Source organism: Lentzea sp. NPDC058436, assembly GCF_042721515.1.
Taxonomy (GTDB): Bacteria; Actinomycetota; Actinomycetes; order Mycobacteriales; family Pseudonocardiaceae; genus Lentzea.
Genome location: NZ_JBHXLF010000001.1, coordinates 1,383,752 through 1,405,059, shown reverse-complemented (window position 1 = coordinate 1,405,059; position 21,308 = coordinate 1,383,752). Strand labels below are relative to the sequence as shown.

General features: G+C 70.8%; 25 protein-coding genes. 15 read left to right on the top strand and 10 right to left on the bottom strand.

The annotated features are described in order from the left end of the window. Positions 1–10: 10 nt before the first annotated feature. Entirely contained in the window at positions 11–619 is a 609-nt protein-coding gene (locus ACFWN2_RS05700; RefSeq protein ID WP_382425097.1) for a VOC family protein, read from the top strand. Here ACFWN2_RS05700 and ACFWN2_RS05695 read toward each other — a convergent pair. Next, the gene (locus tag ACFWN2_RS05695) at positions 612–1,010 is read right to left on the bottom strand and encodes a hypothetical protein (RefSeq protein WP_382425096.1); all 399 of its coding nucleotides are present in this window, start codon (positions 1,008–1,010) and stop codon (positions 612–614) included. The genes ACFWN2_RS05700 and ACFWN2_RS05695 overlap by 8 nt on opposite strands. A 15-nt stretch (positions 1,011–1,025) precedes the next feature. Then, positions 1,026–1,490, bottom strand: coding sequence for a PPOX class F420-dependent oxidoreductase (locus ACFWN2_RS05690; RefSeq protein WP_382425095.1), 465 nt, complete (start codon positions 1,488–1,490; stop codon positions 1,026–1,028). A gap of 10 nt (positions 1,491–1,500) precedes the next feature. Here ACFWN2_RS05690 and ACFWN2_RS05685 point away from each other — a divergent pair, with 10 nt between their 5' ends. Continuing rightward, positions 1,501–2,343, top strand: coding sequence for an alpha/beta fold hydrolase (locus tag ACFWN2_RS05685; RefSeq protein WP_382425094.1), 843 nt, complete (start codon positions 1,501–1,503; stop codon positions 2,341–2,343). A 53-nt stretch (positions 2,344–2,396) separates the two neighbouring features. Here ACFWN2_RS05685 and ACFWN2_RS05680 read toward each other — a convergent pair whose 3' ends face one another. Next, positions 2,397–3,653 (bottom strand): diguanylate cyclase, encoded by a 1,257-nt coding sequence (locus ACFWN2_RS05680; protein WP_382425093.1) that lies wholly within the window; start codon positions 3,651–3,653, stop codon positions 2,397–2,399. Between the two features lie 150 nt (positions 3,654–3,803). On the opposite strand from ACFWN2_RS05680, the gene ACFWN2_RS05675 reads away from it, so the two are divergent. After that, entirely contained in the window at positions 3,804–3,959 is a 156-nt protein-coding gene (locus tag ACFWN2_RS05675) for a hypothetical protein (protein ID WP_382425092.1), read from the top strand. 53 nt (positions 3,960–4,012) lie between these two features. Here ACFWN2_RS05675 and ACFWN2_RS05670 read toward each other — a convergent pair whose 3' ends face one another. Further along, entirely contained in the window at positions 4,013–5,215 is a 1,203-nt protein-coding gene (locus tag ACFWN2_RS05670) for an MFS transporter (RefSeq protein WP_382425091.1), read from the bottom strand. Between the two features lie 3 nt (positions 5,216–5,218). Further along, complete coding sequence (locus tag ACFWN2_RS05665; protein ID WP_382425090.1) at positions 5,219–6,712, bottom strand: carboxylesterase/lipase family protein; 1,494 nt, start codon at positions 6,710–6,712, stop codon at positions 5,219–5,221. A 139-nt stretch (positions 6,713–6,851) separates the two neighbouring features. Between ACFWN2_RS05665 and ACFWN2_RS05660 the strand changes: the two genes are divergently transcribed. The 4 genes from ACFWN2_RS05660 to ACFWN2_RS05645 are packed head-to-tail and all read left to right on the top strand — an operon-like array spanning position 6,852 to position 10,245. Continuing rightward, positions 6,852–7,508: an HAD family hydrolase gene (locus ACFWN2_RS05660; RefSeq protein WP_382425089.1), complete on the top strand. Its 657-nt coding sequence runs from the start codon at positions 6,852–6,854 to the stop codon at positions 7,506–7,508. Then, positions 7,505–8,509, top strand: a complete 1,005-nt coding sequence (locus ACFWN2_RS05655) for a phosphotransferase family protein (protein ID WP_382425088.1) — start codon at positions 7,505–7,507, stop codon at positions 8,507–8,509. The genes ACFWN2_RS05660 and ACFWN2_RS05655 overlap by 4 nt, the downstream gene beginning before the upstream one ends. A 3-nt stretch (positions 8,510–8,512) precedes the next feature. Further along, complete coding sequence (locus ACFWN2_RS05650) at positions 8,513–9,724, top strand: acyl-CoA dehydrogenase family protein (protein ID WP_382425087.1); 1,212 nt, start codon at positions 8,513–8,515, stop codon at positions 9,722–9,724. Positions 9,725–9,729: 5 nt separating this feature from the next. After that, a complete protein-coding gene (locus ACFWN2_RS05645) occupies positions 9,730–10,245 on the top strand; it encodes a GNAT family N-acetyltransferase (RefSeq protein ID WP_382425086.1) in 516 nt (171 codons plus the stop codon). On the opposite strand, the gene ACFWN2_RS05640 is transcribed toward ACFWN2_RS05645, so the two are convergent. Genes ACFWN2_RS05640 through ACFWN2_RS05625 form a run of 4 tightly spaced genes read right to left on the bottom strand, consistent with a single transcriptional unit; the run spans position 10,242 to position 14,114 of the window. Next, complete coding sequence (locus ACFWN2_RS05640) at positions 10,242–10,598, bottom strand: VOC family protein (protein ID WP_382425085.1); 357 nt, start codon at positions 10,596–10,598, stop codon at positions 10,242–10,244. The genes ACFWN2_RS05645 and ACFWN2_RS05640 overlap by 4 nt on opposite strands. Before the next feature lie 10 nt (positions 10,599–10,608). Further along, a complete protein-coding gene (locus tag ACFWN2_RS05635) occupies positions 10,609–11,322 on the bottom strand; it encodes a poly-gamma-glutamate hydrolase family protein (RefSeq protein WP_382425084.1) in 714 nt (237 codons plus the stop codon). 60 nt (positions 11,323–11,382) lie between these two features. Further along, positions 11,383–12,231 carry an LD-carboxypeptidase gene (locus tag ACFWN2_RS05630; protein WP_382425083.1) on the bottom strand — a complete coding sequence of 283 codons (849 nt, stop codon included), beginning with the start codon at positions 12,229–12,231 and terminating at the stop codon, positions 11,383–11,385. Further along, complete coding sequence (locus ACFWN2_RS05625) at positions 12,228–14,114, bottom strand: prolyl oligopeptidase family serine peptidase (protein WP_382425082.1); 1,887 nt, start codon at positions 14,112–14,114, stop codon at positions 12,228–12,230. The genes ACFWN2_RS05630 and ACFWN2_RS05625 overlap by 4 nt, the downstream gene beginning before the upstream one ends. A 78-nt stretch (positions 14,115–14,192) precedes the next feature. Between ACFWN2_RS05625 and ACFWN2_RS05620 the strand changes: the two genes are divergently transcribed. From ACFWN2_RS05620 to ACFWN2_RS05595, 6 genes are all read left to right on the top strand, one after another. Beyond that, positions 14,193–14,759 carry a DUF3090 domain-containing protein gene (locus tag ACFWN2_RS05620; protein ID WP_382425081.1) on the top strand — a complete coding sequence of 189 codons (567 nt, stop codon included), beginning with the start codon at positions 14,193–14,195 and terminating at the stop codon, positions 14,757–14,759. A gap of 1 nt (position 14,760) precedes the next feature. After that, on the top strand, positions 14,761–15,546 hold the full coding sequence (locus ACFWN2_RS05615) for an SCO1664 family protein (RefSeq protein ID WP_382425080.1): 786 nt from the start codon (positions 14,761–14,763) through the stop codon (positions 15,544–15,546). Between the two features lie 123 nt (positions 15,547–15,669). Then, positions 15,670–16,704: a S66 peptidase family protein gene (locus ACFWN2_RS05610; protein ID WP_382425079.1), complete on the top strand. Its 1,035-nt coding sequence runs from the start codon at positions 15,670–15,672 to the stop codon at positions 16,702–16,704. A gap of 153 nt (positions 16,705–16,857) precedes the next feature. Beyond that, entirely contained in the window at positions 16,858–17,286 is a 429-nt protein-coding gene (locus ACFWN2_RS05605; protein ID WP_382425078.1) for a hypothetical protein, read from the top strand. 134 nt (positions 17,287–17,420) lie between these two features. Continuing rightward, positions 17,421–17,993 carry an aminoglycoside phosphotransferase family protein gene (locus ACFWN2_RS05600; RefSeq protein ID WP_382425598.1) on the top strand — a complete coding sequence of 191 codons (573 nt, stop codon included), beginning with the start codon at positions 17,421–17,423 and terminating at the stop codon, positions 17,991–17,993. Positions 17,994–18,002: 9 nt separating this feature from the next. Then, positions 18,003–18,809, top strand: coding sequence for a DUF3097 domain-containing protein (locus ACFWN2_RS05595; RefSeq protein WP_382425077.1), 807 nt, complete (start codon positions 18,003–18,005; stop codon positions 18,807–18,809). On the opposite strand, the gene ACFWN2_RS05590 is transcribed toward ACFWN2_RS05595, so the two are convergent. Beyond that, positions 18,790–19,371, bottom strand: coding sequence for a dihydrofolate reductase family protein (locus ACFWN2_RS05590; RefSeq protein ID WP_382425076.1), 582 nt, complete (start codon positions 19,369–19,371; stop codon positions 18,790–18,792). The genes ACFWN2_RS05595 and ACFWN2_RS05590 overlap by 20 nt on opposite strands. A 154-nt stretch (positions 19,372–19,525) precedes the next feature. Between ACFWN2_RS05590 and ACFWN2_RS05585 the strand changes: the two genes are divergently transcribed. Together ACFWN2_RS05585 and ACFWN2_RS05580 are read left to right on the top strand one after the other, a co-directional pair. Beyond that, entirely contained in the window at positions 19,526–19,951 is a 426-nt protein-coding gene (locus ACFWN2_RS05585) for an NfeD family protein (protein WP_382425075.1), read from the top strand. Positions 19,952–19,997: 46 nt separating this feature from the next. Then, positions 19,998–21,194, top strand: coding sequence for an SPFH domain-containing protein (locus ACFWN2_RS05580; protein WP_382425597.1), 1,197 nt, complete (start codon positions 19,998–20,000; stop codon positions 21,192–21,194). The last annotated feature ends 114 nt before the right edge of the window (positions 21,195–21,308 follow it).

Sequence of the window (21,308 nt, the reverse complement as noted above, 5' to 3'; positions counted from 1 at the left end):
TCGTCTTGAGTTGAGCGTTGCCGAGCCCGAGTCGTCGGTGGATTTCTTCGCCGGTGTTCTGGGGTGGACGGTGATCGCGGAGCCGGGTGGGTCGTTCTCGGGTTTCGTGGGTGACCGGCTGGCGGCTCATGTCGTTGCGGGGGAACGGGGTTGGCGGGTCGTCTTCGGTGGGGACGAGTCGCGTGAGCTGAAGGTCAACTCCTCTGTGGACGGTGGCAGGGTGTTGCACGGTCCGTGGGCGCCGCCGCCTCGTTCGGGTGAGCCGTGCTGGGTGGAGTTGATGACGGCGTCGCCGGAGGACGGGTACTGGCTCGGTGAGTTGGGGTGGGAGAGCCGGGCCGAAGGTGAGGACTTCGTGGTGTTCACGTCGGCGCGTCATGGTGGTCCGCGGGCGGTGGCGGGGCGTTTGACGACGTCGCGTGCGGAGGGCTGGCAGGCGTACTTCGCGGTGGACGACGTGGCGGCGGTGTGTGCGCGGGTGTCCGAGGCGGACGGTCGTGTGCTGCTGGAGCCCACGACCGTGCCGACGGGTGTGGTGGCGTCTATCGAGGGCCCGCACGGCGGTCCGTGTGTGGTGCTGGAGAAGCCGGCGGGCTGGGGTGGGGCGTGGTCTAGCTAGGCGTTGTCGCGGGGTCGCGGTCGAACCAGGCGACGGTGAGCAGGATCAGTGCGGTGGCGGTGCTGACGCCGGAGTTGATCAGCAGGTCGCTGGTGGCCATGCCGATCTCGCGGCCCCAATAGGCGAGTTGTGAGCCGGCGTCCCAGTGCAGGTACATCAGGGCGTTGACGATGATGATCTTGCGTCGGTCCCGTGCCCGGTGCAGGCCCATGGCGATGATCGTGACGGCGATGATCAGCACGTGGTAGCCGGCGACGGCGTACCACTGGAATGCGCGGGTGGGGGTCATCTCGCCGCCGAGGTAGGCGCGGTCGGTGAGTTCGGGGTCGATCGTGAGGACGACGGCCTGGAGCAGGTTGAACGCGATGTAGACCCACAGGACGGTCTTCATCCAGAGTTTCACGGGTCACTGGTCCAGTTCGGGTGGGAATCCGCCGGTGGCGATGGGGCCCCAGCTGTCGATGGTGATGCGGATGAGGGACTTGCCCTGGCGGAGCATGGCGGCGCGGTACTCGTCCCAGTCTGGGTGTTCGCCGGCGATGCAGCGGTAGTACTCGACGAAGTCGTCGAGGGCGTCGGGGAGGTCGAGGACCTCGGCGGTGCCGTCGATCTGGACGTAGGCGCCGTCCCAGTCGTCGGAGAGCACGCAGATGGTGACGTTGGGGTCGCGGCGGGCGTTGCGGACCTTGGCTCGCTGGGGGTAGGTCGCGATGACGATGCGGCCCTGGGTGTCGACGCCGCACGAGACGGGGGAGACCTGCAGGGCGTCGGTGGTGCTGCGGTGGGTGATGAGGACGCCGTGGTGGCGGGTCGCGAGGAACTCGAGCAGCTGCGGCCGGTCGACGAGGTCGGCCGTGGCGATCTTCGGCATGATAGGCAGCATGGCACGCTTCACCTCGTTCGACGGCACGGAACTCGCGTATCGAGAAGCGGGTGAGGGTCCCCCGCTGCTCGTGCTGGCGGGTGGTCCGGGCCGGGCGTCGGAGTACCTGGAGACGCTGGGCGGGCTGGACGCGTCGCGGCGGCTGGTGGTGCTGGACAACCGGGGCACGGGTGAGTCGGACGAGCCGGCGGATCCGTTCACCTACCGGCGGGACATGCTGGTGCGGGACGTGGAGATGCTGCGCCGTCACCTCGGTCTGGACGTGGTGGACGTGCTGGGGCATTCCGCGGGTGCGGGGATCGCGATGGGGTACGCGGCGGACTTCCCCGACCGCGTGGGGAAGCTGGTGCTGCTGACGCCGGCGCTGCGCAGTGTGGGGTTGTCGCCTGAGCAGAGCGACTGGGACGTGTTCCTGGCGGCGCGTGCGGATCGGCCGTGGTTCGAGGCGGCGACGGCGGCTCTGGAGCGCAACGCGGCCGGGGACGACTCGGTGGCGAACCGGGTGGCGGCGTCGCCGTTGCTGTACGAGCGGTGGGACTCGCGGGCTCAGGAGCACGCGCGGGCGGAGCTCGGGCAGTGGAAGTACGAGGTGGCGCTGGGCTACAACGCCGAGGGGGCGTTCGTGCCTGGGGTGTTGCGGCGGGCGTTGGCGGACTTCGGGCATCCGGTGCTGGTGTACGCGTGCTCGGAGGACCCGATCTCGCCGGTGCGGCGGTGTGCGGAGCTGGCGGGGTTGTTCCCGGACGCGACTCTGCACGTGCACGAGGGTGTGGGGCACTACCCGTGGGTGGAGGCGCCGGAGCGGGTGTCGCGAGAGGTCGAGGCGTTCCTGGGGCGCTAGCGAGCTCTGACGAACGGCTTTCGCCGGTGAAGCGCTGCTCCTGAGGCCCTGTTCTAGCGGGCCGCGGCGGTGGCCACGCGGTCGCGGCCGTTGTTCTTGGCCTGGTAGAGGGCCTCGTCGGCGGCCAGCAGCAGCGGGCTGAGCTCCAGGGCGGTGTCGGGGAACACCGCGGCGCCCACGGAGCCGGTGAGGCCGGTGATGACGCGGGTCTCGCCGAGGCGGTCGACGACCTCGACTTCGAGGCGGGCGATGTCGAAGCGGATGCGTTCGGCGGTGGCGCGGACCTCGCCTGATCCGACGCCGGGGAGCAGTACGGCGAACTCCTCGCCGCCGAAGCGTCCTACGAGGTCGTAGGAGCGGACGGCGTGTTTGAGGGTGTCGGCTACGGCGCGGAGCACCCGGTCGCCGGCGAGGTGGCCGTAGGTGTCGTTGATCTGCTTGAAGTGGTCGAGGTCGAGGATGAGGACGCCGACGGTGGAGACGAGGCGGCGGGCTCTGGCGATCTCGCGTTCGGCGACGTCGTGCCAGAAGGTGGCGTCGACGAGGCCGGTCTTGCTGTCGGTGCGGGCGGCGACGCGGAACTGCGGCAGCAGCAGGCCCATGTGCAGGGCGAGCACGGTGAGCAGCAGGATCGGGGAGAGCCACGGGCGGGCGGTGGCGATGATGGCGATGCCGGAGCCGAGGCCGACGGACGCGGTGACGATGAGGACGTCGGAGGCGTGGCCGAGCGCGGTCTTCAGGGGGTTCGCCGGGTTGGTCATGATGATGGCGCCGACGACCAGGGCGTAGTTGACGAACCAGTAGAGGAATCCGGCGATCACGAGGGCGATGAGGCCGCGTGGACCGTCCAGTTCGGACGGGGTTGAGGCCGAGAACATGTGCAGCACCCATTGCGCTGCGGCACAGCCAAGTACGACAGTGGCGGCGGAGAACAGTTTCCGGTAGAGAACGGCCCGGCGCTTGTACACCCGCAGCCATGCGTGCAGGTAGATGGTCACGACCATCAGGACGACCAGTGGCATCGGGAGTACGAGCACGCCTGCGAACTGCCAGACGGACTGCATCTGCGCGTGGGGGACGCCCTCAGAGGAGATCTCGCGGATGCGTTCGATTCCGCGCGCCGCTTCGAGGTGGATCAGCGCTGCCGCGGTGAGTGCCGCGAACCAGACCCAGTGGCGCACCTCGACAGGGGTAAGCCGTGCGGTCGCGAGCGTGACGAGTGCCGCGAGCACGGCAATCGTCACGACGTAGGTCAGCACGACAGGAGGAAGGGACCATAACTTCCACCGGCGCGGGTCGAGCCAAGGCACGCTGCCACCCCCACCGAACACCATCAGGAACAAACCACTGTAGCTACCGGGTCACGCGAAGTCGTGGCTCCATGTGGGGGACCTCACCCTGAGTAGTCCTCGCGTTCTCACCCCTCATTGCACACCCCGCATTCCCACAAGGAGACGGTCATGATGAACCGCGCGCTGTCCACCGACTGGACCTTCACCTCCACTGACTGGACCTTCGCGAGGTCGACGGACTGGACGTTCGCGTCCGGCTCGACCGACTGGACGTTCGTGTCGTCGACGGACTGGACGTTCGCGTCGACCGACTGGACCGTCTGAATCCTTTGTGGCTCGTGGTGACGACGGAGGGTGTCCGCCAGCACCCTCCACCGTCACGGTGACGTCGGTTCTGCCTGCTCGCAGGCCTGCGTCCACTGCCACGAGGCACCCGCGGCCGCGAGCACGCCCGCTGCGGCGACGGCGGCGACGACGTGGTGCACCGGCCAGAAGTGCGCGGCCGCTCCGGCGGCGGCGATGCCGAGGCCCTGCGAGACGCGCAGGGCGGTGACGGCGAGCCCGAACGCCTGCCCGCGGGTCGCGTCGGGCACGGCGCGCACGAACGTCGCGTTGGCGAGGAGTTGGTAGCCGCTGGCCGCGCCGGAGAGTCCGAGCAGCACCAGCGTCCACAGCAGACCTGGCTGCAACGCCATGGGTAGCAGCACGGCGCACGACAGGACCGACAGGACGGGCATCCACCGCAGCCCGCGTTCGGCCGGTACGCGCGCCAGCACCACCATGCCCACCGCGGTGCCGGCCGAGACGACGCCGAAGATCGCCCCGACCGCCGCCGGGCCCGCGCCGAGCTGGGAGGCCAGTGGTGCGGCGAGTGCCTCTGCGGTGATGTAGAAGCCGGACACGCAGGCCAGTGCGACGAGTGCCCGTAGGCGCCGGTCTCCCCACACGAGCCGTGCGCCGCCCACGAGGTCGGCGGGCCAGGCGCGCACGTGCGGATGACGGGGTGCGGGCCGGTGCAGCAGGAACAGCCCCACCAGCAGTGCGGACACGGCGAACGTCGCCGCGTCGGCGATGAGCACCGGGCTCGGCCCGAACGAGGCGACGAGCACGCCGCCGCCGAGGAACCCGGCGACCTGCGCGGCCTGGGTGACGGTGTTGAGCACGGCCTGCCCGAGCGGGTAGCGCTCGTCGGGCAGGATGTTCGGCAGCAACGCCGCCCGTGCCGCGCCGTGCGGTGCTCCCGCGAGCTGCACCGCGACCAGCAGCGACGCCAGCACCCACAACGGCAGGCCAGGCAGCGCCATCAGCAGCAACAACCCGGCGCGCACGAGGTCGGCGGCCACCATCACGCCGCGGCGCGCGAACCGGTCGGCGAGCCCCGAGAGCAGGGGCCCGCCGAGCAGGTCCGGCAGGAACGTCAACGCGTAGGTCAACGCGGTGAGGCCCGCGCTGGCGGTGCGGTCGTAGACGTGCACCGTCAGCGCGACCCTCGCGAACTGGTCCCCGGCGACCGACACGACGTGCGCCACGAACAGGGCGCGGAACTCGCGATCGCGGGCGAGTCCGCGGTAGCCGGGCATGCGCTACAGGATGGACGACCAGAACCCGCACTGGTGATCCAGGGCGAAGTCGGTGCCCCCGATCGCGCCGGGTGCCAGCGACTGCACCGGCGCACGCCACCCCGGATCACCGGTGCGGGCGAAGCGGCCCCACGCCGAGATCATGTAGTCCGAGACCTTCCGCTGCTCGGGCGTGAGCGTCTGGCCCATGTCGAACAGCATCAGCAGCTCGGAGCCGTGGTAGGCGCCGTACTCCGGGAACGGCGGGAAGCCGGGGAAGATCATCGGCACGTCGGGGTCGGCGAACTCGTACCCGGAGACCCGCGTGTGCCGGCCCAGCTCCGCGCGCGTGACCTGGGTCGTGCACGCCCAGGACCGGTCGGTCAGGACGCGGGCGATCTCGTCGCGGGCGTCGGCGTTGCCGTTGACCGGGTACCGGGCGGCGACCTTGTCCGCGTTCGCGCCGAACAGCCAGGCGAGCTGGTCGCCGTAGGAGGTCTCGGGGATGGGCTGCGGCCAGAACAGCGGCGCGAACAGCGTCATCTCGTCGTGCGTCGACCCCACCAGCGTCGGCACCCTGTGTGTGCGGCCCGTGCGTTGTGCCACGACCGGGTCGATCGGCAGCACGGCGGTGTCGAACGACGGCGACGCGAACTGTTCGTGCACCGTCAGCAGCTCCGACACCGGCTTGGCCCGCAGGCACGCCACGTCGGCGCAGCCGAGCGCCCCGGTGCCGGCCTTCTCCGTGTCGGCGCGTGAGCGCCACACGCCGGTGAACTCGCCCGGCGCGGTGAACGAGGGCAGGTTCAGGCCGCACGCGCCGGACTGGATGATCGCCTTCGCGAACAACCCGGCCGCCCGCGGTGACGCGAGCTGCGCGCACACGCTCAAGCCACCCGCGGACTCGCCGAACACCGTCACGTTGCGCGCGTCGCCGCCGAACGCCCGTGCGTTGCGCTGCACCCACCTCAGTGCGGCCTGCTGGTCGGCGAGCCCGTACGCGCCGGAGCCCGCGAGACCGGGGTGTCCGAAGAACCCGAACACGCCCAGCCGGTAGTTGACGGTGACCACGACGGCGTCGTTCTTCGCCGCGAGCCACGTCGCGTCGTACATCGACGCCGCGCCGGAGGTGAAGCCGCCGCCGTGGATCCACACCATGACCGGCCGCGCCTTGCTCGATCGCGAGGCCGGTGTCGTCACGTTGAGGTAGAGGCAATCCTCGGTGGCGGAGGCAGGTTGCCCCAGCTGGGAGTTCTGCGCGCACGCCGGCGCGGGCGTCGTCGCGTCCCGCACACCCCGCCACGGCGTGATCGGCTGCGGGTCGCGCCACCTGTTCTCGCCGACCGGGGGAGCGGCGAACGGGATGTTCCCGAACGTCCGCACCTGCCCGGCCGTCTTGCCTCGCACGGTCCCCTTGTCCGTGCGCACCACCTGGTCGTCACCCGAGGCCGAGGCCACGGGAGTGACGACGGAGAGCGTCATCACGGCGGTCAGCACCGCCACTGCAGTCCTTCTCATGAATCCCCCTTTCGGACTCGAACGTAGCGAGGTCCGGCGAGACGCGAATCCCTACAAAGGCCTTATCTCGTGTCCATCGAAAGGTGGACAAGACGGACACCGGTTGCTCACATACCGACCGGTCGGTACCCTCCGTTCCGTGGGTGACACAACGCTTCCGCAGCAACCCGAGGTCGACGCGCTGGTCTTCGACTGGGGCGGCGTCATGACGGTGTCCGTGCCCGAGTTCGTCGGCGCCTGGATGCACGCCGAGGCCATCGACCGCGACGTCTACGGCCGCATCATGCGCGAATGGCTCAGCCGCGACGCGCTCCCGGACAACCCCGTGTTCCGCCTGGAGACCGGCGAGCTCACGGTGCCCGAGTTCGAACGGCTGCTCGCCGCCGAGCTCATCACCACCACCGGCAGCGCGGTCGACGAGAACGGACTGCTCAGGCGCATGTTCGGCGGCGCCACGCCCGACCCGGCGATGGTCGAGCTCGTCCGCAAGGCCCGCGCCGCCGGCCTGCACACCGCGCTGCTGTCCAACAGCTGGGGCGAGGGCTACCCGAAGGACCTGCTGATCGAGCTGTTCGACACCGTCGTGATCAGCGGCCGCATCGGCCTGCGCAAACCCGACGAGCGCATCTACCACCACACCCTCGAACGCATCGGTGTCCCCGCCGCACGCGCGGTGTTCTACGACGACGCGCCCATCAACGTCGAAGCCGCCCAGGCCGTCGGCATGCACGCGCTGCGCCACACCGGCGCCGAGGCCACCCGCGCCCACCTCGCCACCCTCGGAGTGAACCTGTGACCGACCTTCCCGGCCTCGACCTGCAGGCCCTGGCCACGCACCTGGGCACGGGCCCGCTCACCGGCGAGCTGTTCCGCGGCGGCCGCTCCAACCTCACCTACCGCGTCAGCGACGGCGCTCAGACGTGGGTGCTGCGCCGCCCGCCGCTCGGGCACGTCCTCGCCACCGCGCACGACATGGCGCGGGAGTTCCGCGTGATCTCCGCCCTCGCCGACACCTCCGTGCCCGTGCCCGGCGCGCACCGGCTCGTCGAGGACACCTCCGTCATCGGCGCGCCGTTCTACCTCATGCAGGAGATGCCCGGCGCCGCCCTGCGCGAACGGTCCCAGTGCCCGTGGATCACCCCCGAGCAGGCCCGCGCCCTCTCCGAACGGCTCGTCGACGTGCTCGCCGACCTGCACTCCGTCGACCCCGGCTCCGTGGGACTCGGTGACTTCGGCCGCCCCGAGGGGTTCCTGGCCCGGCAGGTCAAGCGGTGGGGCAAGCAGCTCGACGCCTCCCGCAGCCGCGAGCTGCCCGGCATCGAGGAACTGCGCGACAAGCTCGCCGCCACCGTCCCCGACTCGCCGCGCGCCACGATCATCCACGGCGACTACCGCCTCGACAACGCCCTGGTCACCCAGGAACCCCTGGAGATCAGCGCCGTCCTGGACTGGGAGATGGCCACCCTCGGCGACCCGCTCGCCGACCTCGGCCTGCTCTACGTCTACTGGGCCGGCCTGGGCTCGGACAACGACCCCATCACCGGCGGCGTCACCTCGCTTCCCGGGTTCCTGTCCGCCGACGAGCTCGTCGCCCGCTACACCGCCCGCACCGGCACCGACACCTCCGGCCTCGGCTGGTACATCGCCTTCGGCTACTTCAAGCTCGCCGTCATCGTCGAAGGCATCCACTTCCGCTTCGCCAGCGGCAAGACCGTCGGCGCCGGCTTCGAAAAGCTCGGCGCGTTCACCGTTCCCCTCGTGCGGCAGGGACTCGCCGCCGCCCACAAGGAGCTCTGAGTCATGGACTTCGCCTACGACGCCAAGACCGAGGAACTGCGCACCAAGCTCCTCACCTTCATGGACGACCACGTCCACCCGGCCGAGGCCGTGCTGGAGCAGCAGCTGCACGACGCCGCCGACCCGTGGCAGCGCCAGCCGATCCTGGAGGAGCTCAAGGCCGAGGCCCGCCGCCAGGGCCTGTGGAACCTCTTCCTGCCCGACGCCGAGCACGGCGGCGGCCTGACGAACCTGCAGTACGCGCCGCTGGCCGAGATCACCGGCCGCAGCCCCCACCTCGCCCCCGAAGCGCTCAACTGCGCCGCGCCGGACACCGGCAACATGGAAGTGCTCGCCATGTTCGGCACCGACGAGCAGAAGAAGCAGTGGCTGCAGCCGCTGCTCGACGGCGAGATCCGCTCCGCGTTCTGCATGACCGAACCCGACGTCGCGTCCTCCGACGCCACCAACATCGCCACCCGCATCGAACGCGACGGCGACGACTACGTCATCAACGGCCGCAAGTGGTGGTCCTCGGGCGCGATGAACCCGAACTGCGCGATCTTCATCGTCATGGGCAAGACCGACCCCGGCGCCGACCGCCACCGCCAGCAGTCCCAGATCCTCGTCCCGCGCGACACCCCCGGCGTCACCATCCAGCGCGAGATGCGGGTCTTCGGCTACGGCGACCACGCCCACGGCGGCCACGCCGAGATCGTCTTCGACGACGTCCGCGTCCCCGCCTCCAACCTCATCGCGGGCGAGGGCGAGGGCTTCGCCATCGCCCAGGCACGGCTGGGCCCCGGCCGCATCCACCACTGCATGCGCCTGATCGGCATGGCCGAACGCGCCCTCGAACTCATGTGCCGCCGCGCCGTGTCCCGCGTCGCGTTCGGCAAGCCCATCGCCACCCAGGGCGTCGTGCAGGAGTGGATCGCCGAGGCCCGCGTCCGCATCGAACAGGCCCGCCTGCTCGTGCTCAAGACCGCGTGGCTCATGGACACCGTCGGCAACAAGGGCGCCCACACCGAGATCCAGGCCATCAAGATCGGCACCCCGCTGATGACCGAATGGGTCCTCGACAAGGCCATCCAGGCCCACGGCGCCGGCGGCGTCAGCCAGGACACCCCGCTCGCCGAGCTGTGGGTCGCGGCCCGCACGCTCCGGCTGGCCGACGGGCCCGACGAGGTGCACCGCATGTCGCTGGCCAAGCGGGAGCTGAAGAAGTACCTGTAGAAGCTATGGAGATCACGCGGGGCGGGCCGGGCGACGTGCCGGCGATCATGCGAATGCTCGACGACGCGCAGGACTGGCTCGCCTCGCAAGGACGCACCGGACAGTGGGGGACAGACCACTGGTCCGGTGTCCCGGCCTCCGTCGCAAGGTTCACCGCCCTGGCCACCACCGGCACGGTCTGGCTCGCCCGAGCGGACGGTGACGGTGGTGAGGTCGCGGGTGTGGTCATCACGTCCACCACCGCGGCCGAGTACGTTCCGGCCGCCGACGAGCCCGAGCACTACATCTCCCTGCTCGTCATCGCCCGCGCGTTCGCCGGCCGGGGCGTCGGAGCAGCACTGCTCGACCACGCCCTCGCGCAAGCCCGCGCCGCCGGAGTCGGCCTGGTCCGCGTCGACTGCTACGACGGCGACGACCACCGCCTCGTCGCGTACTACGAGAAGCAGGGCTTCACGTCCATCGGCACCTTCACCGCGCGGAACGGCACCTGGCCCGGCCGCCTGCTCGGACGGCGCGTCTAGCCGGTGAACAGGCAGAACGGGTGCCCGTCCGGATCGAACAGCACCCGCACGTCGGCCTGCGGCTGAACGTCCGCGAGCACCGCCCCGCACGCCACCGCGTGCTCCACCGACGCCTCCAGGTCCTCGACCTCGATGTCCAGGTGCTGCGACGCCGTCTGAGCACCCTCGGCCGACGGCCACACCGGACGGCGGAAGTGCCGTTCGAGCTCGAAGTTCACCGTCAGCCCGCCCGGCACCCGCACCTGCGCCCAGTCCGGCTCGGCCGTCCCCACGACCGCGCCGAGCAGCCGGGCGTAGAACGAGGCGAGCGCGACGGGCTGGGACGTGCCGACCGTGACCGACGTGAGGCGCATGGGGCCGACGCTAGTTGTTGAGCGCCTCACGCGCGGCGAGCGCGGCACGGCAGGCGTGCACGAAGTCCCAGAACACCTCGGTCGTCGTGTGCCGGCGGTCCGACCGCGAGTTCTCGGCGAACATCGCCGTGCGCAGCGGGGTCGTCAGCTCCAACTGCCCGCCCTGCCGCGACTTCGTCCGGTTCGCGATGTTCGCCCGGTCGAACCCGCCCAGCACCGGGTGGTCCACCGCGTCGATCGTGTGGAAACCGGCGCGCCGCAGCCGTGTGAGCAGTTCCAGGCGCAGCAGCGCGTCGCGGCCGCCGACCAGCACCGCCCTGTCGTGGTCCTCCAGGCCCGCCGCCGCGGCCGTGCAGCCGTGCAGGCCCAGTGCGTGCGAGGCGCCCGACACGAGTTGGCGGGCCATGCGGTCGTCGCAGTTGGACGAGGTGACGTGCAGCTCGTCGTTGGCGGCGGTGCGCAGGCCCTCGAACATCCAGTAGTCGTGCGTCTGCCCGATCGGCACGCGCGTGCCGGGGTGGAAACCCGCGATGGCGAGGCACAACTCGGACGTTCCGACTTCGATGCCGCCACCGTGCGGGGCGAGCACGACCGAGGGGGTGCGGGGACGGTGCCGCTTGAAGCGGCGCCGGTAGTCCACCCGTTCCACCAGTCGGGGATCGGCGTAGAGGTCGGAGTTCGACGCGTAGACGTCTAACGCCGCCCACTGAGGCTGGGGTCTCATGGCGGGCGGAAGCCTACCCGGCGTCACCCGGACGGCCGCCGCCCACCGGGTGAGGACCGTTCAGAGCAGCGTCAACGACCGCGCCGCCACGTCCAGCTCCGCCCGCACGCCCAGCGGCAGCGACCACGAGCCCGCGCAGTGCCCGAACCCGAACTCGCCCAGCACCGGCACGCCCAGCTCCGACAGGCGGTCCGCGAGCACCGCGGACACGTCACCGCAGTCCGTCCACGACCCCAGCACGATCCCCGACACCGGCGCGAACCAGCCCGCCCGCAGCAGCTGCGTCAGCAGCCTGTCCAGCCGGTAGGCCTCCTCGCCGATGTCCTCCAGCACCGCGATCGCCCCCGGCGGCGGAGGCGACCAGCGCGGTCCGCCCACCGACGCCGCCAGCAACGCCACGTTCCCGCCCGTGAGCACCCCACGGGCCGTACCGGGCGCCACGGGAGTGCCGGCCGTCCACGACCTCACGCCGTCGAACAGCACCTCACGCATCCGCGCCTGGGCCAGGGGGTCGTCGACGAAGTCCGCGGTGCCCGGCATCGGCCCGAACACCGTCGGCTGGCCCACCGCGTTGAGCTCCGCGTGCAGCACCGTGACGTCCGAGGAGCCCACGAACACCCGCGCAGGCAGGTCCTTCCACGGCACGAGGTCGGTCATCCGCAGACACCCGTAGCCGCCGCGCACGCAGAACACCGCCGCCACGTCCGAACACCACGCCGACACGAACTCGTCGGCCCGTGCCTGGTCAGAGCCCGCGAGATACGGCAACGCCCACGGCGCCACCACAGGTGTGGTGACCTGAAGGCCCCACGAACGCAGCACCTCGGCACCCGCCGCGAGCCGCGAGGGCAGAGCCGGGCCGGCCGGTGACACCAGCGCGACCCGGTCCCCGCGAGACAGCAGGGTCACTGCGACAGGTCCAGCACCGGCACACCCGGCGGCACGAACCCGAACGCCTGCCCGTAGAACGACAGCTCCGCCTCCAGCGCCGTCTTGATGTTCTCGGCCATCCGGAACCCGTGCTGCTCGCCCTCGAACGTGATGTACGCGTGCGGGATCCCCGACCCCGCGAGGTCGGCGGCGAACCGGTCGGCCTGCTCCGGCGGGCAGATCTCGTCCTCCAGGCCCTGCAACAGCAGCACCGGACCCGACACCGACCGCGCCTTCGTCGACGGCGACCGGTCCCGGTAGCGGTCCGCGGCCTCCGGCAGCGTGCCGACCAGGCCCTCCACGTAGCGGGACTCGAAGTCGTGCGTCTCGCCGCCCTCCGACGTCCAGCCCGCCAGGTCCAGGATCGGGAACGCCACCATGCCGCACCGGTACACGTCGGTCGAGGTCAGCGACGCCGCCGACGTCCAGCCGCCCGCCGACCCGCCCCGGATCCCCAGCCGCGCCGGGTCCGCCGTGCCCTCCTTGGCGAGCTGCTGGGCCACGAACGCGCAGTCCTCCACGTCCACGACACCCCACTGCTCGCGCAGCCGCTCCCGGAACGCCCGCCCGTAGCCGGTCGACCCGCCGTAGTTGACGGCCACCACGCCGATGCCGCGGCTGGTGAAGTACGCGATGTCCGTGTCGAGCTTGGGCAGCGCACGGCCCGTGGGCCCGCCGTGCACGTGCACCACGTACGGCGGCAGCTCGTCCTCAGGCCCGGCGAAGTCCGGGTTCGACGGCGCGTACACGTAGGCGGGGATCTCGCCGAACAGCCGCTCCACCGGCGTCGGCAGGTACGCGGCCTCGGCCGACTCCTGGCCGCCGGTCAGGTAGGTGAGCTCGCCGTTGGACAGGTCCAGGCGCACCACGGCGTAGTCCGACGTCGGCCCGGCCGCGCCGCAGATCACCACACCGTCGCGCACCGACAGGTCCGCGGCCCACGTCGGCAGGTCGGTCTGCACGTCGGTGACCGTGCCGGACCGCTCGTCGAGCACCGCCAGCGCCCCGGACCGCACCACCAGGTACCGGCCCGGCGACAGGGTGGCGAACCAGCGGTTGCCCAGCCGCCACATCGGCCCGCCCAGCTCCTCCTCGCACGGCGCCAGGTTCGTGCTCGTGCCGTCGGGGGAGACGCGGAACAGGTTCCACCAGCCGTCCGGGTCGGTGAGCGCGAGCAGGGAGTCGCCCTCCCACTCGAACTGGCACACCGCCTCCGTCGCCGAGCCCGCCACCACGCGGTGCTCGGACGAGCCGAGATCGGCCACGCACAGCTCGGTGCCGTCCCACGGCATCCGCGGGTGGTCCCAGCCGATCCACGCGACCTTCGTGCCGTCCGGGCTGATCTTCGGGCCCGTCATGAAGTGGTGCGAGGCGCCCAGCACCCGAACATCACCGGACCGGGTGATCGCCACGAGGTCGCGGCGCACGTCGGTGCGCGCGTCACCGGTGACGCTTTCCCGCACGCACCACACCTCGCCGTCCGGGCCCGCCGACAGGTCCGAGTACCGGATCCCGTGGTGGCGCTCCGGTTCGGGGGTCAGCGGCGTGGGCTCGGGGGAGTCGGGGTCGAACACGTAGAGGCGCTGGTCGGCCCAGTGCGTGAACGCCACCCTGTCCTCGGCGAGCACCACGAACGGACGGCCGCCGTACTCGTGCACCCGGTTGCGGGCGTTCCACGGCGCGGGCAGCACCTCCACGCCGTCGCGCATCAACGCCACTCTGCCGCCCTCGGCGGGCCGGCTCTCCGCCCACCACACGCGCTCACCGTGCAGGTCGGCCCACTGGAACCCACCCCCCGGTTTGGAGGTGTCGCCGGCCGTGATCGGCGAGGTCCAGGTCCCGTACGAAGCGATCTTCACCACAACCCGACCCTATACGCGGAGTGTTTGGTGGGGGAGGACCTGCCGACGATCTCCGCGTGGCCTAGGCTCGTTTCTGCCATGGCTCGCGTCATTCACGTATTCCGCGCACCCGACCGTTTCATCGCAGGAACCGTCGGGCAGCCCGGCGACCGCACCTTCTACCTGCAGGCCTCCGAGCAGAGCAGGTTGATCAGCGTCGCCCTGGAAAAGCAGCAAGTCCAGGTCCTCGCCGAACGCATCGGCTCGCTGCTGGAGGAGGTGCACCGCCGCTTCGGCACCGACGTGCCGGAAGACTCCCCTCCCGACGACCTCGACACGCAGCCCCTCGACGTCCCCGTCGAGGAGGAGTTCCGGGTCGGCACCATGGGCCTCGGCTGGGACGCCGAGTCCAAGGCGGTCGTCATCGAGCTCCTCGCGATCTCCGAGGAGGAGGTCGACGAGGCCGTCGTGCTCGACGACACCGAGGAAGGCCCCGACGCCGTGCGGGTCTTCCTGTCACCGTCCGCAGCCCGTGCCTTCGCCGAACGAGCCGACCGCGTCGTCAACGCCGGCCGCAAGCCGTGCCCGCTGTGCGCCGAACCGCTCGACGCCGACGGCCACATCTGCCCGCGGCAGAACGGCTACCGCCGCACCGAAGAAGACTGACGTGGACACCTCAGCGGCCCTGCACCTGCTCGAACACGGCCGCATCGAGGTCGAGGGACGCCTCGTCGACGCCTCCAACGCCACCTTGTTCTGCAAGATCTCGTTGGACGGCGTCGACGCCCAGTGCGTCTACAAGCCCGTGCGAGGCGAACGGCCGCTGTGGGACTTCCCCGACGGCACGCTCGCCGGCCGCGAGGTGGCCACCTACCTGATCTCCGCCGCGTCCTTCGACGTGGTCCCGCCCACCGTCCTGCGCCCCGGCCCGTTCGGCGCCGGCATGGTCCAGCTGTGGATCGAGACCCGCGAAGAGGACGAACTCGTCGACATCGTCGCCGTCGACGACGTCACACCGGGCTGGATCCCCGTCTTCCACGCCCACGACCGCTTCGGCGAACCCGCCGTGCTCGTGCACGCCGCCCACCCGCGCATCGCCGACATGTCCGCGTTCGACGTCGTCGTCAACAACGCCGACCGCAAGGGCGGGCACGTCCTGCACGCCCTCGACGGCTCCGTGTACGGCGTCGACCACGGCATCTGCCTGCACACCGAACCCAAACTCCGCACCGTGCTGTGGGGCTGGGCCCGCGAACCGCTCAGTGAGCAGGTCACCGAGACGCTGCGCCGGCTGAGATCGTCCCTGGACGCCGAACTGGGGGAGACGCTGCACGACCACCTCACCCGCGCCGAGGTCCGCGCCGTGGGGGAACGCGTCGACAAGCTGCTGGCCGACGGGGTGTACCCGGAGCCGTCCGGTGACTGGCCCGCGATCCCCTGGCCCGCGTTCTGACGACACGGGCACGCGTCCCTGACCACCAGGCCGTCGCCCTCGTGGCTCTGACCGGCTGTGATCTCCGCCCGGCCTGGGCCAACGCCCTTCCCGCCGCCCCGCGCGTCACTACGCTCGGCACCCATGTCGTTGATCAACCCGCCCAAGCCCCGGCCAGGCGACCGCGTCGCGATCGTCTCCCCGGCGGCCGGCCTGCCGGGCCTGTTCCCCCTGCCCCACGAGCTGGGCCTGCACCGCCTCAAGACCGACTTCGGCCTCGTCCCCGTCGAGTACCCCGCCACCCGCAAGATGGGCGCGACCCCGCGGGAACGGGCGGCCGACCTGCACGCCGCGTTCGCCGACCCGTCCATCAAGGCCGTGATCGCGACCATCGGCGGCGACGACCAGATCACCGTCCTGCCCCACCTCGACGAGGACCTGATCAGGGCCAACCCCAAGCCGTACTTCGGGCACAGCGACAACACCAACCTGCTCACCTGGCTGCACAACCGCGGCATCGTCGGCTTCTACGGCGGCAGCGTCATGGTCCAGTTCGGGCGGCCCGGCGCCATGCACCCCGCCAGCAGGGACTCGCTGCACGCGGCGCTGTTCACGCCGGGGCCCTACCGGCTGACCGAGTCCCTCGCCTACGGCGACAAGGACAGCCCCTGGGAGGACCCGCGGACCTTCGAGACCGAGCCCGGCCTCGAACCCAGCGGCGGCTGGATCTGGCACCAGCCGCACACCACGGTCACCGCCGCGTCGTGGGGCGGCAACCTCGAGATCCTGTCGTGGCTGATGATGGCCGGCCGCGAGATCAACGAACCCGAGCACTACGACGGGCGGGTGCTGTTCTTCGAGACCAGTGAGGAGATGCCGTCCGCGACCGAGGTCTACCGGATCCTGCGCAACATGGGCGAACGCGGCCTGCTGCGACGGTTTCCCGCCGTGCTCGTCGGCCGGGCCAAGGCCTGGTTCTTCACCGACCAGGACACCGACCGCCTCACCCACACCACGCAGCAGCGCGAGGCCGTGCTCAAGGCGTTCGCCGAGTACGCGCCCGACGCGATGATCGTGTTCGACGTCGACCTCGGCCACACCGACCCGCAGGTCGTCATCCCCGTCGGCGGAACCATCGAGGTCAACGGCCTCGAACGCACGATCACCGTCACCTACTGAGCGTGTCCGTCATCGGAGATCTATTCCTTGCCCATAAAACGAGCCCATTTGAGATAGCGCGGATGTTTGACGTGTCGATCATCGTTCCCCTATCTTCTGGGATGCGTTCCGACCTGCGGAAACATTCGAATTGTGAATGCGGGACACGGTGACATGGGCTATTTCGAACGGATCGTCGTGGTGGGCGCGGCCGATCTCGGGGCGTGGGCGGCGACGTGTTTGGCGCGGCGTTTCGGGCCCGTCGACCTGATCGGCCCCGGTGCCGAGACGCTCTCCGACGCCGGGGTCCGGCACCACCCGCTCGCCACCGTCCGCGACTTCGACCTCGACACCCCGGCCGTCATCGTCGACAACGACGGCGGACGCCTGCAGCGCCTGGTGTGCGACCGGCTCGTCGTCACCGGGTGGCCGGTGCCACTGCTGCCGCGGGGCCGGTGGGTCGTCGACGGCAAGGTCGCGATCGCCGGCGACGGCGCCGACCTGACACTGCTGTCCACCTGCTTCGACGCCAACGGGCTGTGGCGCCCGGCGCTGGCCGATTACCAGTTCCGCCGCCAATCGGGAGCGAACTCGCTAATCTGAGTTGAGTGATCGATGAGGACGCCAGAGCCCGCCTGGTCCGCCGTTTCGGCACCGACGTCAACGCGTGGATCGACTCGCTGCCCGACCTCGTCGCCACCCTCACCGCCCGCTGGGACCTCACGCTCGTCGAACACATGCCCGGCGGCACCGGCACCACGTTCCGGTGCACCACCGCGGTCCTCAAGCTCACCCCGGACCACGACATCGCCCTGCACGAGGCCCGCGCGCTCACCGCCTGGGCCGCCACCCCCGCGATGGTCGGCCTGATCGACTCCGACCTGGGTCGCGGCGCGCTGCTGCTGGAGACGATCGACCCCGGCACCCCCGCCCGCGACCCGGCGAAGGTCGTCCCGCACCTGCACGAGGCCGGCGCGAAGGGCTTCCCGCCGCTCAAGGCCCGCGTCGACTTCCTGTTCGAGACGGTGCTGACCCGCCGCACCGGCACCTACTACGCCACCGAGCACCACCGCGCCCGCAAACTCGCCGAGGACAACGTCAAACCCGTGCTGCTGCACGGCGACATGCACCCCGGCAACGTGCTGCAGGGCCCGCGCGGCCCGGTCGCCATCGACCCGCGCGCCTGCGTCGGCGACCCGGCGGTCGACTGGCTCGACTTCGTGCACGGCGGCTACGACCTGCACGGCGCCGACGTCGACCTCGACCGCGTCCACGAGTGGCTCGCCGCCTTCAAGCCCTTCTACGGATAGTGTGCCCGCGTGCGTTCCCACGACTACGGCCGCGACATTCTGTCGACCCCGAAGCGCAAGAAGGTCCCCGAGATCGCGGCCGAACCCGGCCTCGTCGTCGAGGACCCCGCCAGCGGCTTCTGCGGAGCCGTCGTCAAGTTCGAGTACGGCCAGGTCGTCCTGGAGGACCGCCACGGCCGCCACCGGCTGTTCCCGCTCAACCCCGCCGGGTTCCTCGTCGACGGCAAACCCGTCACCCTGGTCAAGCCCATGCCGCAGCAGCAGAAGCCGCAGACCAGCGCGTCGGGTTCGGTCCGCGTCGAAGGCCTGCGGGCGCGGACCGCGAAGGCCAGCCGCATCTGGGTCGAGGGCAAGCACGACGCCGAGCTCGTCGAACGCGTCTGGGGCCACGACCTGCGCGTCGAGGGCGTCGTCGTCGAACCCCTGCACGGCGTCGACGACCTCCCGCGGCTGATCACCGAGTTCGGCACCGCCCCGCACCGCCGCCTGGGCGTCCTGGTCGACCACCTCGTCGCGAACTCCAAGGAACACCGCATCGTCGAACGGGTCACCGACCCGAACGTGCTGGTCACCGGCCACCCCTACGTCGACATCTGGCAGGCCGTGAAACCCGCCGCCGTCAAGATCAAGGCGTGGCCGGCCGTGCCCAGGGGCGTCGACTGGAAGACCGGCGTCTGCCAGCAGCTCGGCTGGGGTGAGCCGTGGGAGGGCTGGCAGCGCGTCCTGGGCTCGGTGAGCAGCTACAAGGACATCGAGTCCGACCTGCTCGGCGCCGTCGAACGGCTCATCGACTTCGTCACCGTGCCCCAGGACTGACCCGCGTGTAGTGCGCGACGATCACTCCCTTCGGCGTCACGGCACTGCCGGTCAGCTCGAACCGGGTCAGCGGCGCCGGCCCCTCGAACAGCCGCGCGCCGGTACCGAGGGTCAGCGGGTGGATCACCAGCGTGCAGTGGTCGACCAGACCGGCCGCGTGCAGCGACCGCACCAGTGCCGCGCTGCCGATGACCGACAGGTCCTCGTCGAGCGCGGCCACGTCGTCGACCGAGCGCAGCAGCACCGAGTTCTGCCACGCGTCCGCCGACTCCAGCGAACCGGACACCACGTACTTGCGGGCCGCGTTCATGTGCGCGGTGAACGGGTTGCCGTCGTCGGCCGAGGACCACGCGCCGATGAAGTCCTGCCAGGTGCGGCGCCCGAACAGCATCGCCCCGGACTGCGCCATGCCCTTGCCCATCTCGGCGCCCAGCACCTCGTCGCCATAGGCCGCGCCCCACCCGCCGTGGGCGAAACCGCCTCGGGTGTCCTCGTCCGGGCGGCCCAGGCCCTGCACCACGCCGTCGAGCGTCACGAACATCGTCACGGAGATCGAACGCATCACTGCACCCCTCATCGCAAAGGTCCACGTCACCGGCTACACGAACGGCGAAACCCGGTTTCGACACCGCCGGATGATCGATTTCGCAACGGTCCGGGGCGCAGCACGGTGAATCTTCACGCTCCGTGGTGCCCGTTGGTGTATGTATGGGCTCATGGCCGCGCTGATCTGGCTGATCGTCGGGATACTGCTCGTCGTCGCCGAGGTTCTCTCCGGTGACTTCGTGCTGGTCATGCTCGGCGCCGCCGCGCTGGCCGCGGCGGGGGTGTCCGCAGTGGGCGCCGCCGACCTGGTGAGCGTGCTCGTGTTCGCGGCGACGTCGCTGGGCCTGATCGTCACGGCCCGGCCGTTGCTCAAGAAGCGGCTGCAGCTCGGCTCGAACGTCCGGATGCACCACGAGGCGCTGCTGGGCAGCAGGGCCGTCGCGGTGACGAAGGTCGACGAGCACGGCGGACAGGTGAAGATCGGCGGCGACACCTGGAGCGCACGCACCCTCGACGGGTCCGTGATCGAAGAAGGCGAAGCCGTCACCGTTGTCGAGATCTCGGGGGCCACCGCCGTCGTCATCGCCGCGGTGTGACCCCCTGGGTGTGAACCCGAGAAGGATGTGAACCGAGTTGGACCCGATCACCCTCGTGATCGTCGCCGTCATCGCGATCTTCGTGCTGACCATCGCCGTCAAGTCCGTGCTGGTCATCCCGCAGGCGCAGGCCGCCGTCATCGAACGCCTCGGCCGCTTCCGCACCACCGCGGCACCCGGCCTGAACATCATGGTCCCGTTCATCGACAAGGTGCGCGCCCGCATCGACCTGCGCGAGCAGGTCGTGTCGTTCCCGCCGCAGCCGGTGATCACCCAGGACAACCTCACCGTCTCCATCGACACGGTCGTGTACTTCCAGGTCACCGACCCGCGCTCCGCGGTGTACGAGATCTCCAACTACATCGTCGGTGTCGAGCAGCTCACCATCACCACGCTGCGCAACCTCGTCGGTGGCATGAGCCTCGAAGAGACCCTGACCTCGCGCGACCACATCAACGGCCAGCTGCGCGGCGTCCTGGACGAGGCCACCGGCCGCTGGGGCCTGCGCGTGGCCCGCGTCGAGCTCAAGTCGATCGACCCGCCGCCCTCCATCCAGGACTCGATGGAGAAGCAGATGCGCGCCGACCGCGAGAAGCGCGCCATGATCCTCACCGCCGAGGGCCAGCGCGAGTCCTCGATCAAGACCGCCGAGGGCCAGAAGCAGTCGCAAATCCTCGCCGCCGAGGGCGGCAAGCAGGCCGCGATCCTGTCGGCCGAAGGTGAGCGGCAGGCGCAGATCCTGCGCGCGCAGGGTGAACGCGCCGCCCGCTACCTGCAGGCCCAGGGTCAGGCCAAGGCCATCGAGAAGGTCTTCGGCGCGATCAAGGACGGCAAGCCCACCCCGGAGGTGCTGGCCTACCAGTACCTGCAGACGCTGCCGCAGATGGCGCAGGGCGACGCGAACAAGGTCTGGATGATCCCGTCCGACTACGGCAAGGCCCTCGAAGGGTTCGCCCGCATGCTCGGCGCGCCCGGCGACGACGGCGTCTTCCGCTACGAGGCGCCCGCCGACCACGACGAGCGGCCCAAGCCCGAGGACGACGACGAGTCGGTCGCCGCGTGGTTCGACCTCAAGTCCGACCCGAAGGTCGCCGAGGCCGTCGCCGCCGCAGAGGCCGTGGCACGCCAGGAGGTCCCCGGCCCGCTGGGCACCCCGCCGCGTTCGGTCGCCGCCCCGTCCCCGGTCCCGGAGCTGGAGGCGGAGCAGCCCCGGTCGCTGCACCAGCCCGACGAACGGCTCTGACACCCCGGCGACGACACGCCAGGCGGCCCATCCCGATCACCGGGGTGGGCCGCTTCGTCGTCTGAGCTGTGGAAACAGAAAGTTCGAAGAAAATCCGGGTCCCGTGTCGATCGA